The organism is Paenibacillus sp. JT31N11, from assembly GCF_056269285.1.
In genome coordinates this window covers 169,871-183,726 of sequence record NZ_JBWDNQ010000011.1, presented here as the reverse complement: position 1 = coordinate 183,726, position 13,856 = coordinate 169,871, and the positions used below count along the sequence as shown (strand labels likewise).

Below are 13,856 nucleotides of genomic sequence, written 5' to 3'. Positions count from 1 at the left end.
TTTATCATAGACTACGGCTCCACGAAACCAGGAGATTATATCGTCGCTTTGCGCAGGAGCAGGTAAGACGCAGCCGCGAATATAACAATGAAAGGAAGCATCCACAGGATATAGTCGACAGCGGTCTGGTTCCCCATCCACTCAAAGATGGCAGGATACCAGTTCAGATAATTGGCCAGAAATCCCAGCACGGTACCCACCACCAGCAGAATGCCTGAAACGATAAACATGCCGTTTTTCCCGGTACGCTTGTGTACCGCAGCGATCACGATCCCCAGATAGTGCATGAACAACAAGATGACAAGCGGCACCGTTAATTGATTAATGAGCGGACCATCGGTGATATACGGCAGATGGAAGAAATTCAGATCGCTCCCCCAGTCGTCCGTCCATCCTTCCGCAAGACCAAGAAGAAACAGCATAATAGCGGATCCGATGCTAGACAGAATGATCATGGCCGAGGTTCCCAGAAAGTAATCCGTTCGGCTTACACTCATGCCAAGCGCGAACGGAAATGTCTGTGCCAGCGTAATAATACCGGCTACAAACATATAAATGTAAATGGAGGCAAGCCCACCGGTCTTGAGAGGTTCTTCAATAAAAATACTGATACCCAGATTGACTACGAAGCTGGAAAGCATGACCAGCCAAGGGACGATAAACCACGACCATTTATCCCTGCTGTGCATTTTCACAACGCTTGCGACTCGGTTCATCAGACTTCGACCGCCTTTCTTTGCGTTTTGCCATTCGTCAGATAGATAATCAGCTGCTGGAGAGATACGGGAGCGAGCTCAAGTCCCAATGCTTGTGCCTGCCTGCGTTCCCCGGAATCCCAATGGCCCATTACGGTTGCTGTGACCAGATTGCCGAAAGGCTCCCGATGGATGACTTCCTTGCCGGCCGTGAAGGATTCAACAGCAGCTTTTGGCCCGGCCAAGGTGAACGCCCGGCCGCGCAGCGCCTCGGCATCCTCATCAATAATCAAGTTCCCGTTATCGATCACCATCACATGCTCCAGAATGCGGCTTACTTCATCGATGAGATGCGTGGACAGAATGACCGTCCGGGGATGCAGCGAATAATCTTCAAGCAGCCGGTCGTAAAACAGGCTGCGGGCCACCGCATCCAGGCCCAGGTAAGGCTCATCGAATATCGTGAGCGGCGCACGGCTTGCAAGACCGACAATAATGCCGACGGAGGAGAGCATCCCTCTGGAAAGCTTCTTCATTCTCCGTTTCAGCGGAAGCCGAAACTCCTCAGCAAGTGAAAGCGCATAGTTGTGATCCCAGTTGGGAAAGAAGGACGCAGATATATTCAGCACATCGATAATACGGTAAACATCGGGATATTTCTGGCTTTCCTTGATAAAACAAATCTGGCTGAGGACGCGGTTATTCTCGTAAGGATCTTCCCCGAATACTTTAAGCTCCCCGCTTGTGGCGAACAGCTGGGCGGTGATCATATGCATGATCGTCGTCTTCCCGGCCCCGTTCCTGCCCAGGAGTCCGTAGATTTTCTCTTCGTCCATGGAGAAGCTGACATTATTGACTGCCTTCATATCTCCATAAGCCTTCACCAACCGGTTCAACTCGACTACTTTACCCATCATGCATTGTCCCCTTTCCGGATCATGTCCGTTAACTGTTCGGCCGTGATGCCAAGCTTCTTCGCTTCCCGGACCATCGTGACCACAAACTCTTCGAAAAATTGTTCCTTCCGCTTCTCAATCACTTTCGCACGAGCGCCCTCTGCCACAAACATGCCAATCCCCCGCTTCTTATACAAAATCCCATCGTCAACAAGCATATTCACACCTTTCGCCGCTGTTGCCGGATTTATCTGGTAAAAGGCGGCAAACTGGTTCGTCGAAAGAACCTGCGATTCCTCGGGAAGTACGCCCTCAATAATGTCATCTTCAATCCGTTCTGCGATCTGAACAAATATCGGCCGGCTGTCATCAATCAAAAATGCCATTTCCTTATCACCACCAAACTGGTTAACTACTCATGTAACTAACTATATAACTGAAAGATGATGCTGTCAACAGATTTTCAAAAAAATAGGCTGCTTCCGGTCTTTCACGCGGGTGCAATAAAATAATCTCCCCTTCCAGGCATGGCTTCACAGCGGATACAGGTCAATAAAAAGAGAGGACAGCGATTAGCCCGCCGTCCTCTGCAAGTAAAGAATATCAGGATTTTCTCCTCACTTATGATTGGACATTTGACCACAAAAAAAAGACCGGTAGATATCATGTTCAGATATCTTCCGGTCTTTTCCTCACGCGCCGAGGCATCTCCGCTTGCCGATCTTGATTGGACTGCGCCGCGGCGCTTCTCCGATGCGTTCGTTTATTCCCGTTCAGCCGCCGATTTCGTCCATATTGGCCAATTCATAAATCGCCCGGGCATAAATAGCTGTCGCCCGCAGCAAATCCCCAATCTCCATATACTCGTCCGGCTGATGCGCCATGTAGGCTCTTCCGGGAAACAGCGGGCCGAAGGCGACGCCGTTCGGAATCTGGGAGCCATAGGTTCCGCCCCCGGTGGATAGCAGCTCCGGCTCCAGACCGGAAGCTTCCTGATATACCCGCTGCAAAATCGGGATCATGGGATGATCAGCCGGTACCGCATGCGGTTTCTTCAGAATTGGCTGATCGACAATAAACCTGTAGCGGCCTGCCTTTTCCGCGATTTGCCGAAGAATCCAGGCATCTTCCCCGCATGCGGGATACCGCAGGTTCAAATGGAAGAAGGATTCACCCTCCGGATCAAATGTCATAATGCCTGTATTAATGGTGAGAGAACCCGTGATTGCGTCCTGCATCTCCACTCCGAATTTACGCCCGAAGCTGTCGTGGTACATCGAATCGTCCACACAGGCGACGAACGACTCCGCATCCGGCTGATAACGGTATCCCCGCAGAAAATGCAGCAGCTCAAGGCCCGCATTGACGCCCTTCTGAGGCTCCATGCCGTGAGCGGATTTCCCGGCCATCGAGAAAACCATCTCCCCGCCGCTGCTTTCAGTTCTGCCCGTCAGCCCCTCATTGGAGCAGTAAACCTCATAAGCTGCCGCCATCGCTGCCAATTCTTGTCTCTGCCCCCGCACGGTGGCTTGGGCAGCTTCTGGCACCATATTGGCGATGCCGCCCGCATCGAAACGTACCAGCTCGAACATCCCTGCCTCCGGCTCTGAATGCTCACCTTCACCCGGCGTTTGTCCCGATCTCTGCAAAATCAGCCTGGTGTTGATCTGCCCCTTCTCCGCATTGACGATCGGGAATTCGGCGTCCGGCGTAAATCCGCACAGCGGCGGCGGTTCCAGCTCCCGATAACGCTGCATGCAGGAGCTGGCATGCTCCTCGTCCGTTCCGAAAATCAGACGGACATTATGCTTCAGCGGCAAGCCCAGGCGCTTTACAATGACAAGCGCGTAGAAAGCGGCCATCGCCGGCCCCTTATCATCAATTGCGCCTCTGGCGAAAATCCGGCCGTCCCGGATGGACGGCTCGAAGGGAGGAGTCGTCCATGCACCCGTCGCCGGAACAACATCAAGATGGCTCAGCACGGCAATATAAGCCTTAGCTCCGGCAGCGGAAGGCCCGTACTCCGCATAACCGGCGTAGCCTTCCAGATTGCGGGCGCGGAATCCTTCCCTCGCGGATAAATCCAGCATAAACTGCAGCGCCTCGGAGATCCCTTTCCCCATGGGCTGTCCCACAGCGCTCGAACCCGGATCCTTCACGCTTTCGTAGCGCAATAAAGCAGCAAGATCGGCCAGCAGCCGATCTTTGCTCCGCATCACTTCATCCATCCAATCGATGCCGGAATTATTGTCCATCGCTTGCCTCCTGCTTCAGGCGGTTCTGTGCCATCTCTCCATCTCCATACAAATGGCAGGCTACCCAATGGTTTGGACGCGCCTCCCGCCACTGCGGCACCGTCTTCGCGCACTCTTCCGTAGCGAACGGACATCTCGTGCGGAACCGGCACCCGCTCGGCGGATCGATGGGGCTTGGCAAATCACCCTGCAGCAGAACCCGCTCTTCACGGCTTCGTTCCAGATGAGGGTCGGGCACGGGAATCGCGGACAATAGCGCCCGTGTATAAGGATGCAGCGGCTCTTCGAATATTTCATCGCTGTCCGCCAGCTCCACCATATTGCCCAGATACATAACGCCGATGCGATCGCTGATATGCTTGACCATCGACAGGTCATGCGCGATGAACAAATAAGTCAGACCCAGCTCGCGCTGCAGCTTGCGCAGCAGGTTCACGACCTGCGCCTGGATGGACACATCCAGCGCCGAGATGGGCTCATCCGCTATAATAAACTCCGGATCTACCGCAAGCGCGCGGGCAATGCCGATCCGCTGCCGCTGTCCGCCCGAGAACTCGTGCGGGAAGCGTTTGGCATGATCCTTGTTCAGTCCGACCAGCTCCAGCAGCTCGATGACCCTATTATGACGCTCCGTGCGGTTCTTCGCCAATCCGTGCGCATCCATGCCTTCGGCTATCAGATCCTCTACCGACATCCTCGGATTCAGGGATGCATAGGGATCCTGGAAAATCATCTGGACGCTGCGGCTCAGCTTCTTCAATTCAGCCTTCGATTTCTTGCCGTGGACCGGCTCCCCCGCGAACTTGACGGAGCCTCCCGTCGCTTCATACAGGCGGATCAGCGTCCGTCCAAGCGTGGACTTCCCGCAGCCTGATTCTCCGACCAGTCCTAGGGTCTCCCCCTTGTATATGTCAAATGTGACGTCTTCAACCGCCTTCAGCGTCTGTCCGCCGCCCACGTGAAAATATTTTTTCAAATGATCCACTTCAACCAGAACTTCTTTATCCTTCGGCATTATTGCTCACCTCCTGCACTTGCCGGACGGGCAACCTTCGGCGCGCGCGGGTCCTGCAGCCAGCATGCCGCCCGGTGCGTGGGGGAATGCTCCGTCTGCTCCGGCATATGGGCAAAGCAAACCTCCATCGCATGTGCGCAGCGCGCGGCGAACGGGCAACCCGCAGGTGGATGCATCATATCCGGAGGCGTACCCGGGATTGATATCAGCTCGTCCGATTTCTCATGGAGCTTGGGCATCGATGCCAGAAGCCCCCATGTATAAGGATGACGGGACTCGTAGAACACTTCGTCTACCGTTCCGGTCTCGACAATCTTTCCCCCATACATGATCGCGACCCGATCTGCCATATTCGCGACGACACCCAGATCATGCGTGATCAGAATGATCGAAGTTCCCGTTTCCCTCTGCAGCCTGCGCATCAAATCCAGAATCTGGGCCTGAATCGTAACGTCAAGCGCCGTGGTCGGCTCATCTGCGATCAGCACCTTCGGATCGCAGGCAAGCGCCATGGCGATCACGACGCGCTGTCTCATCCCGCCGGACAGTTGATGCGGGTACTGCTTCATCCGCTTATCCGGATTCGGAATTCCGACCAGGGCAAGCAGCTCCATGACTCTTTGGACCGCATCGCTCTTGCCGAGCTTCCGGTGCTTCTGAATCACTTCCAGGATCTGTTTGCCGATGGTTAGCGTCGGATTGAGCGAAGTCATCGGGTCCTGGAAGATCATCGAGATCTCCGAACCGCGGATCTCCTGCATTTGTCTCTCCGGCAGGGAAGCCAAATCCTTGTCTTCGAACCGGATTTCCCCCTGCTTGATGCGGGCGGAGCGGGCCAGCAGCCCCATGATGCTTTTCGAGGTCACCGATTTGCCCGAACCGGACTCACCGACAATTGCCAGCGTTTCACCCTTCTCCAGAGAGAAGTCGACTCCCCTGACCGCATGAACTTCACCGATATAGGTATAGAAGCTGACTTCCAAATCTTTAACCTGCAGCAATGCACCCATGGTATTCCTCCTCTCCGCCTTTATTTTCTCATTCGTGGATCAAGCGCATCGCGCAGGCCGTCTCCGAGAATATTAAATGTTACCATCAACGCCACAATAACAACGACCGGCATCATCAGCAAATAATAGTGCGAGTTAATCATTTGGAAGCCGTCTTGAATGAGGACGCCAAGCGATGCTTTCGGCGCCTGTAGCCCAAGTCCAATGAAGCTCAGGAACGCCTCCGTGAAAATCGCGGTCGGGATGGTGAACATCGTATTGATGACGACGATCCCGATCGTGTTGGGAATCATGTGCTTGAACACGATCCGCGTCCCGGATGTGCCAAGCGTTCTTGCAGCCAGCACGAATTCCTGCGACTTCAGCTTCAGCACCTGCGCGCGCACCAGACGGGCCATGTTCACCCAGCCTGTAATGGACATCGCAATCATAATGGTAAATATATCCGCTTTCATGATCATAAGCAGCAAAATGATGATGATCAGGCTTGGGACGCCAATAAGAATTTCAACGATACGCTGCATGACGTTGTCTACTTTGCCGCCGGCAATAGCGGAGATGGCGCCGTAGGCCACACCTACGATCAAATCCAGTGCGGCTGCGAGTACGGCGATAAGCAGCGATATCCGGGTTCCGTACCAGACTCTCGCCCACTGATCGCGGCCGAATTTATCCGTTCCGAACCAGTGCTCGGCATTGGGCTTCTGGAAGGCAACGGAGTAGTCCGTCGCAAAATAGCTGTAAGAGGTCAACCATGGTCCAATAATCGCCAGAATGACCAGTATGGCAAGAATGAACAGGCTGATCATGGCTGCTTTGTTCTGCTTCAGGCGTATCCAGCTGTCCTGGAAGGCCGATAAAGGCGGGCGGGAAATCTTCTCCTGATCCTCCGCCTTCGCCTTGGCGGGAACAAACAAGCTGTCTATATTGTGCTGCAAGCTTCACTCACTCCTTTCCTCCCGCAAGACGGATGCGCGGATCGATCAGACTGTAGAGCACGTCTACAATCAGCATAACAAGTACATAAAAGGCGCTATAAAAAATGGTAATTCCCATAATCGTCGAATAGTCGTTCATCTTGATGGAATCGACAAACAAGCTGCCGATGCCGGGAATTCCGAAGATGTTCTCAATGACGAGAGAGCCGGTCAATAAACCGACGACGATCGGTCCCAGAACGGTAATGACGGGAATGAGCGAATTGCGCATCGCGTGGCGGAACAACACCGTCATCCGGCCAAGCCCTTTGGCCCGGGCTGTCGTAATATAATCCTGCTGCAGCACCTCAATCATCTCTGTCCGGACGAACCGGGCAATGACCGCAATGACCCCGACGGACAGGGCGAGCGAAGGAAGCACGGAGCTTGAATAGCTTTCCCAGAAGGCGACGGGAAACAGCCCCCATTTGAGACCCGCATAATATTGAAGCAGCGCAGCGAGCACGAAGTTGGGAACCGATACCCCAAGCACAGCGACAACGGTCGTGAAGTAATCCCATATCGTATTATGGCGATAGGCTGCAATCATCCCAAGTATCAGACCCAGCGCAAGCCCCAGTACAATCGCCTGCAGTCCAATTAACGCGGACGGGCCGATGCGGTTGAAAATAATGTCTTTGACCGGCTGCCCCGTATAGAAGAAAGAGGTGCCCAGATCGCCTTTGGCGACATTGCCCACATATTTCACATACTGCACCATGACCGGATCATTCAGGCCATACCGTTCATAAATGATCTCACGCTGCTCGACAGGAAGCTTGGCCAGCTTCTCCTCATCGAACGGCGTTCCCGGCAGCTGCTTCATGAGGAAGAAGGTAGCCGTCAGAATGATAAATAAAGTCAGAATCAAATAAATAATCCTGACAACGAGATACCGCTTCATTTGTTCACCCCTTTGCACCGAATAATGGGGAAGGAGAGAATCTCCTCCCCTTCCCTCATAATCCTTTGCGCAATCCTTATTTTTTCGTTACATATTTGAATTCAACCGGGTTGGCATATGGGTGGTAAATCAAACCTTCCACATCGGGTTTAATCAACTGCGCTACCCCTCTGTGATAGATCGGAGCCGTAACCACATCGGTTTGAACCAGCAGCTTCTCGGCTTGAAGCAGAAGATCGGTACGTTTTTTATCATCCGTTTCACTTTTGGCGGAGGCAATCAACTCGTCATACTGCTTGCTCTCGTAGTTGCCGCGGTACGGTGAATGATTGCTCCACAGATCCAGGTAAGTCATAGCATCATCGTAATCGGCGCCCCAGGCGGTGATCCCGAATTGATAATTGCTGTTGTCCATCAGCTCATTGCGCGCTTTTACGGTTTTGGTATCGATGGCAACATCGATGCCGAGGTTCGTTTTGAATTCGCTTTGCAGGAACGTAGCGACGTCTCTGGTCTCCGAATCATCCGCTACGAGCAGCGTAAGCTTCGGCGTTTTACCCAATTCCTTCACGCCTTGCTCCCAGTAGGTTTTCGCTTGCGCGGCATCCACCTTGAACAGATCGCCTTGAAGCTCGCGGAAGGTTTTCTCGCCATCGCCGCTCATCATCTCGGGAACCATGCCGACTGCGCCTTTAGCGCCGTTCTTCAGGACATTATCAGCCAGCGAGCTCGTATCGTAAGCAAGCTCCAGCGCTTTACGGATATTCACATTGGACACGCCGTCCGCCTTCAGGTTGAACTGCAGATAGGTCGTCCGGAAATTAATCAATTGGGAGAACTCCGCATTATCCTTATTGCTGTCCACATCGGTAGCGCTGAGCAGGACACGGTCCAGATCTCCGGCTTTGTATGCGTTCAGCGCCGTGCTTTGTTCTTTAATCACGCGGACATTCACACTATCCAGATGGACATTTGCCGCATCCCAATAATCTTTGTTTTTCTCAAGGGTCGCTCCGGAAGCCGGATCGAATTTCGTCAGAACGAACGGTCCTTGATACAGCACGCTTTGCGGATCCAATCCGTAGCCTGCTCCTTTGGACTTCACGAATTCTTCATTCAGCGGGAAGAAGACCGACATCGTCGTCAAGCGAAGGAAATAAGGAGTCGGTTTTTTCAGCTGAACGACCAGGGTTTTGTCGTCTTTGGCCTGAATGCCCACTTGATCGGCGCTGCCCTTGCCGCTTGCGTATTCTTCGCCGCCGGTGATGTAATCAGTCATGATAAAAGCATAACCGTTCTTGGAGGTTTCGGCGTTCATTTCAGCGAGCCATGCATATTTGAAGTCAGCCGCCGTAATCGGCGTGCCGTTGCTCCATTTGAGACCGTCCCGGAGCGTGAACGTGTAAGTCAGCTTGTCATCCGAGATGCTGACTCCTTGAGCCAGCGCTTCTACCGGATTATTATCTTTATCCAGACGGTACAGGCCTTCTCCGACATTGTTCAGAATCGTCCAGGAAATATCATCGGAAGCGGACAGCTGGTTCAAATCCTTCATTTCGTTCTCGACATACACATTCAAGGTTTGAGCCGCGGCAGGCGGCGCAGTGTTCGTATCATTCGTATCCGTTCCTGTGGACGGCGAATTCGTATTGCCTCCCGAGAAATTGCAGCCTGTCAGAACGACCGTAAGAATCAGTATAAAGCTGAGCGAAGCTAACCATTTGTTCTTCTTCATCCCGTTCACCTCATGATGTTTTTTTTACAGCCGGAAGGCCGCTTTGTTCTCGCCTACTATAATGCCGTTATCATTGCGGATTTCTATAGGGGTAAGTTTATACATCCGGCGGATCGTTTCTTTGTTCGAGTATCCGATTTGCTCCAGAATTGAAGCGACGATGATCGGCCATGGATACTCCGAGCCGTCAATGACCTTGAGCGCGAAAGCGATCCGCTCTTTTTTGAGACCGAAGGCATAGAAGCCCTTCGCTCCGCCTTTCGCTACAATATTGGGATCCCGCAGCAATTCGGAACAGATGAAACCGTGACTTGCGACCATATCCGGGTGGGCGTTCATATAACCCGTAATTTGAATAGCCGCCTCGCGGACCGATTCATCGGCAATCAGATCCGGACAGGCAAGCTTCAGATAGGCGCTTGCGCTGAATTTCAGCGGCAAGGCGAATACGGGAAAGCCGCATCCGTCCACAGCGATATGAATATCTTCAACCGGGCATCCCGATAATTCGGACAAAACCTTCAAAATGCGCTGCTGCACGGGATGCTGGATGTCTCCGTAATTTTCGGTCGGATATCCCATCACCTTGCATAAGGCAAGTATGCCCAAATGTTTGCCGGAACAATTGTGGCAGATGCGCCTTGGAGGCAGCCCCTTCATCAGGTAATCGAGCTTCGGCTCGTCGTTCAGGGGAATCGTGGGGTGTGTAATCAATTGCGATTCCGATATGCCCGTTTTCCGGAGAATGGACTCCAGCGCGCTTATCTGGTATTTCTCGCCTCTTTGCGAGGCTGCGAAGAGCGCCGCCTCTTCCCCGGCCAATCCGAATGTCTCGACAACCTTGCCCTGCATAACGGGAATGGCCTGGAACGGTTTGGCGGAAGAGCGCAGAAATGCCGGATGGTCCGCATTGCCGACCTCGTACAGGACTTCACCAAATTCATTCACGCCGCAAAGAACACCCATATGAACATTTTCCAGTACGCTGCCGCGGTACTGCTCGACCAAAGCGCTCAATTTCATTTTTCTCACACTTTCTTTAAGGTTGTTTGTCTAACTGTAAAGCGAGTGCGCCGGCTCCCATCACGATCGCCTGCCCCGCAAGCTCGGAAGCGATCACCTTCAGCGAGTCCCTGAACTGCTCCCAAATCACGGTCCTGCACTGTTCCTGAATCAACTCCAGAATTTCTCCGTAATTCTCCACCAGTTCTCCGCTGATAATGACCGTGTCGGGGTTGTACAGGCAGACAATATTATTGATCGTGATCCCGATGTAAAGCGATGTGCGGTGCATAATTTCCATTGCCCATGTCTCCTGGGCCCGCGCGGCTTCAAACAGCTGCATAATATCCTCGATCGGCTTGATCCTGCGGGCTTCGGCGAGCAGTGCGGATTCCTCGATGTAGGTTTGCAGACAGCCCCTTTTGCCGCATGAGCACAAGTTGCCGTTCGGATCCAAGGTTGTATGGCCCAGCTCCCCGGCGCTGTTGGAACCCCCGCGGAAGATCTCTCCGTTAATAATCAGGGAAGCCCCGATCCCGGTACCGACATTAATCAGCACGGTCTTATCCAGGCCTTTGGTTGAGCCGAACAAGTACTCCCCCAGAATCTTCACCTTCAAATCGTTGTCGATCACGGTATTGAAGCCGGTTGCTTCAAAAAGCATCGCCGACAAGGGAATGTTCCTCCATCCCAATGTCGCGGACAGCAGGACAATGCCCCCGGCATGATCGATCACCCCGGGCGTCCCGACCCCGATGCCGGCAACCTTGGAGCGCTCTATTCCCCGATCCTCCAGACACTGCCGGACGGTCTGTGCGATAAGCGCAACCGTTGCTTCCGGCGCAGCCTCCTCGGCGGTATGGACGACCTGCTCCGTCAATACGAGCTTCTCGCTGAAGTCCATAACGCCGATCAAGATGCGCTTCTTCTGGATATCCACACCAATGGAATATCTTCCGCCAGGCTCAATGTCCAGCTTGATCGCTTTGCGCCCTACGCCGGTAGAGGTGAGTGACGTCTCTTTAACCAGACCTTCCCCGCTTAGCTCGTTCACGATACGACCGATTGAAGTGGCGCTCATTTTTGTTGCCTTGGATATCTCTGCGCGGGAGATAGGCCGGTGTTTGCGGATGACCTCGAGTACCAATTGCTTGTTATGCAGCTTGATTACCTCTTGGTCCTGCTTCACCATTTGCTTTATATCCACTCCCAAAACAACCTCCATCCATTTAATAACACGGTGTTATTAATTAGGCCGAAAAAAAATAAATTTCCACAATAAACCGAATTTTTTCCCCCCTGTTGTACAATCACAGAGCATGTTCGTTAATAATTAATAACATCATGTTAATAATGCAATAGTAACAGCCCTATTTCCATTCGTCAATTCCTTTTCTTCCATATGTAATATTTATGTTATATATTTTTTAATTTAGCGTTAGTTTATATGACACTTTCTCTCAGGAACGTCTAACCGCATCGAACGATAATCGTATGAAAAAGCAAAAACCGGCCGCCTCACAGGCTGCCGGTTCCTCCGCCGATTACGATTGCCGCGTGTTCCAGACCACGGGCCGGACTACGACTGAAGCGCCGCCGGCTGTTCCGCCGGTTCCACCAGCGCCTGTTTCTCCCAGGCTCTGCTTCTCCATCTGAACCACATAATGATGCCGCGGATCCATTCATCAGCCGCAATGGCCAGCCATACGCCTGGCAGGCCCATATCCAGTTTGAACACCAGCAGATAGCCAAGCGGCAGGCTCATGCAGACCATGGACAGGAAACCCATATATACGGTGAATTTGGCATCGCCCGCAGCCCTTAGCGAGTTGACGAGAACCAGGTTGAAGGACCGACCGCTTTCCAGCACCATGCTGAAGATGATGACCTGCGAAGCCAGCAGGATAATTTGATGGTTATCGGTAAACAGTCCCACGATGGGAACGCGGAAAATAATGACGACCACATCCACCAGCAGCGTAATCGCCACACTCCATTTCAGGCTGCTAAGAACTCTGCGGTACGCATCCTCCTGGCGTCCGGCTCCGATAAGACGGCCGACTACGATGGAGGTGCCCATCCCGATCGCGATACTGAACAGGAACACATACTGTGAAATCGACATCGCATACTGCCTGGAGGCCAAAGCGTCAGAGCCCAGGAAGGTAACATAATAGAGAAACACCATCTGGCAGCAGTGGTAGGTAATCTGCTCCACCGCCGCCGGAATGCCCACCTTGAGCATTTTGCGGATGTATTCCCTGGAGAACGTCAGATAGTAGCGAAAAGCGATTCTGACCTCCATCACCCGGTACAGCATCCAGATAAACACAACGAGCGCGCAGGCCCTGCTGGCCACCGTGGATACCGCTGCGCCAGCGACACCCATCTCCGGAAAACCAAAGTGTCCGAATATGAGCGCATAATTGAATACGATATGCAGGACATTCATGCCGAGTGAGACCACCATGGATTCCTTGGTGAATCCATACGTCCGGATCACACTGGAGAACGCGTTAATGAGCGCCTGCACAAAAAGAAATCCGCCGACAATGCTCATATAGGTCTTGGCATGGACAAGCACCTGCCCGTGCAAATTCATTTCACCCAATATCATCGGACCAAACAAAAACAGGCAAGAACTGACTGCAAGCCCCACTAACAGATTCAGCGTAATGGACAGTCCCGCGATTTTGGAAGCCTCCGCCATTCTGCGCGCACCGATATATTGAGCCACAACAATGGAAGCTCCGTTGCCGATCACTTCCATGATCAGAATGCAGATAAACATATATTGGTTCACAACCCCGACCGCCGACACCGCATCGTCGGAGACGCCGCTCAGCATTAACGTATCGGCCGTACCCATCAGCATAAACAAAAATAATTCCAAAAATATCGGCCATGTCAGCTTGAACAGCTTCATACCGGATTCCATATCATCACCTGGTTCTTTCCTAAGGAGTCATTCATTTCAGCAATCGCTATCGTATCACAATTCCGGCTGAAATAGTGATGAGAATTTGTGTATATTAATGGGCAAAGTCATCAGCACAAAAAGGGAGGGAATGCGCAGCAATGATGGAGCCCGATCTTGCCGCATTGCATCCGGAGGAAATGATGGACAGGCACGCTTTCTTGCTTAACCTGCCTAAACATTCATCGAGCCGGAGATTGTTCGCTTCCTTCAGATATTCCGCGTATTCCAGATAAACTTCATTATCCACATTAACGATTCCAAAGCAGCTGCTATTGCGGAAGAGCGTTGGCTGAATGTCCATCGCGAGTGGAGCGAGCGGATCAGCGGACTTGACGAGGAGGATCTGATGGATCTGGATTATGCGGTCGCCAAGATCACCAGGATCTT

12 protein-coding genes are annotated in these 13,856 nt (G+C 52.6%); all 12 read right to left on the bottom strand.

What is annotated here, in order from left to right:
- Window positions 1–35: 35 nt before the first annotated feature.
- Entirely contained in the window at window positions 36–716 is a 681-nt protein-coding gene (locus AC0YNV_RS29565; RefSeq protein WP_475771221.1) for a hypothetical protein, read from the bottom strand.
- Complete coding sequence (locus AC0YNV_RS29560) at window positions 716–1,609, bottom strand: ABC transporter ATP-binding protein (RefSeq protein WP_475771278.1); 894 nt, start codon at window positions 1,607–1,609, stop codon at window positions 716–718. Before AC0YNV_RS29560 ends, AC0YNV_RS29565 begins: the two co-directional genes overlap by 1 nt.
- A complete protein-coding gene (locus AC0YNV_RS29555; protein ID WP_210043703.1) occupies window positions 1,609–1,977 on the bottom strand; it encodes a GntR family transcriptional regulator in 369 nt (122 codons plus the stop codon). Before AC0YNV_RS29555 ends, AC0YNV_RS29560 begins: the two co-directional genes overlap by 1 nt.
- A 387-nt stretch (window positions 1,978–2,364) precedes the next feature.
- Entirely contained in the window at window positions 2,365–3,846 is a 1,482-nt protein-coding gene (gene pepV / locus AC0YNV_RS29550; protein WP_475771220.1) for a dipeptidase PepV, read from the bottom strand.
- Entirely contained in the window at window positions 3,836–4,861 is a 1,026-nt protein-coding gene (locus AC0YNV_RS29545) for an ABC transporter ATP-binding protein (protein ID WP_475771219.1), read from the bottom strand. Before AC0YNV_RS29545 ends, pepV begins: the two co-directional genes overlap by 11 nt.
- Complete coding sequence (locus AC0YNV_RS29540) at window positions 4,861–5,871, bottom strand: ABC transporter ATP-binding protein (protein ID WP_475771218.1); 1,011 nt, start codon at window positions 5,869–5,871, stop codon at window positions 4,861–4,863. The genes AC0YNV_RS29545 and AC0YNV_RS29540 overlap by 1 nt, the downstream gene beginning before the upstream one ends.
- 20 nt (window positions 5,872–5,891) lie before the next feature.
- Entirely contained in the window at window positions 5,892–6,809 is a 918-nt protein-coding gene (locus tag AC0YNV_RS29535) for an ABC transporter permease (protein WP_210044956.1), read from the bottom strand.
- Window positions 6,810–6,816: 7 nt separating this feature from the next.
- A complete protein-coding gene (locus AC0YNV_RS29530) occupies window positions 6,817–7,752 on the bottom strand; it encodes an ABC transporter permease (RefSeq protein ID WP_210044957.1) in 936 nt (311 codons plus the stop codon).
- 76 nt (window positions 7,753–7,828) lie between these two features.
- Window positions 7,829–9,487 carry a peptide ABC transporter substrate-binding protein gene (locus tag AC0YNV_RS29525; protein ID WP_475771217.1) on the bottom strand — a complete coding sequence of 553 codons (1,659 nt, stop codon included), beginning with the start codon at window positions 9,485–9,487 and terminating at the stop codon, window positions 7,829–7,831.
- Between the two features lie 24 nt (window positions 9,488–9,511).
- The gene (locus AC0YNV_RS29520) at window positions 9,512–10,510 is read right to left on the bottom strand and encodes an asparaginase (RefSeq protein ID WP_475771216.1); all 999 of its coding nucleotides are present in this window, start codon (window positions 10,508–10,510) and stop codon (window positions 9,512–9,514) included.
- Window positions 10,511–10,526: 16 nt separating this feature from the next.
- Complete coding sequence (locus AC0YNV_RS29515; protein WP_475771215.1) at window positions 10,527–11,696, bottom strand: ROK family protein; 1,170 nt, start codon at window positions 11,694–11,696, stop codon at window positions 10,527–10,529.
- Window positions 11,697–12,068: 372 nt separating this feature from the next.
- Window positions 12,069–13,427 (bottom strand): MATE family efflux transporter, encoded by a 1,359-nt coding sequence (locus AC0YNV_RS29510; RefSeq protein WP_475771214.1) that lies wholly within the window; start codon window positions 13,425–13,427, stop codon window positions 12,069–12,071.
- Window positions 13,428–13,856 lie beyond the last annotated feature (429 nt).

Excerpts from the sequence above, each read along its gene's own strand:
- AC0YNV_RS29510 (WP_475771214.1), bottom strand. The coding sequence starts at position 13,427 with ATGGAATCCGGTATGAAGCTGTTCAAGCTGACATGGCCGATATTTTTG.
- AC0YNV_RS29525 (WP_475771217.1), bottom strand. The coding sequence starts at position 9,487 with ATGAAGAAGAACAAATGGTTAGCTTCGCTCAGCTTTATACTGATTCTT.
- pepV (WP_475771220.1), bottom strand. The coding sequence starts at position 3,846 with ATGGACAATAATTCCGGCATCGATTGGATGGATGAAGTGATGCGGAGC.
- AC0YNV_RS29560 (WP_475771278.1), bottom strand. The coding sequence starts at position 1,609 with ATGGGTAAAGTAGTCGAGTTGAACCGGTTGGTGAAGGCTTATGGAGAT.
- AC0YNV_RS29565 (WP_475771221.1), bottom strand. The coding sequence starts at position 716 with ATGAACCGAGTCGCAAGCGTTGTGAAAATGCACAGCAGGGATAAATGG.
- AC0YNV_RS29540 (WP_475771218.1), bottom strand. The coding sequence starts at position 5,871 with ATGGGTGCATTGCTGCAGGTTAAAGATTTGGAAGTCAGCTTCTATACC.
- AC0YNV_RS29530 (WP_210044957.1), bottom strand. The coding sequence starts at position 7,752 with ATGAAGCGGTATCTCGTTGTCAGGATTATTTATTTGATTCTGACTTTA.
- AC0YNV_RS29555 (WP_210043703.1), bottom strand. The coding sequence starts at position 1,977 with ATGGCATTTTTGATTGATGACAGCCGGCCGATATTTGTTCAGATCGCA.
- AC0YNV_RS29545 (WP_475771219.1), bottom strand. The coding sequence starts at position 4,861 with ATGCCGAAGGATAAAGAAGTTCTGGTTGAAGTGGATCATTTGAAAAAA.
- AC0YNV_RS29520 (WP_475771216.1), bottom strand. The coding sequence starts at position 10,510 with ATGAAATTGAGCGCTTTGGTCGAGCAGTACCGCGGCAGCGTACTGGAA.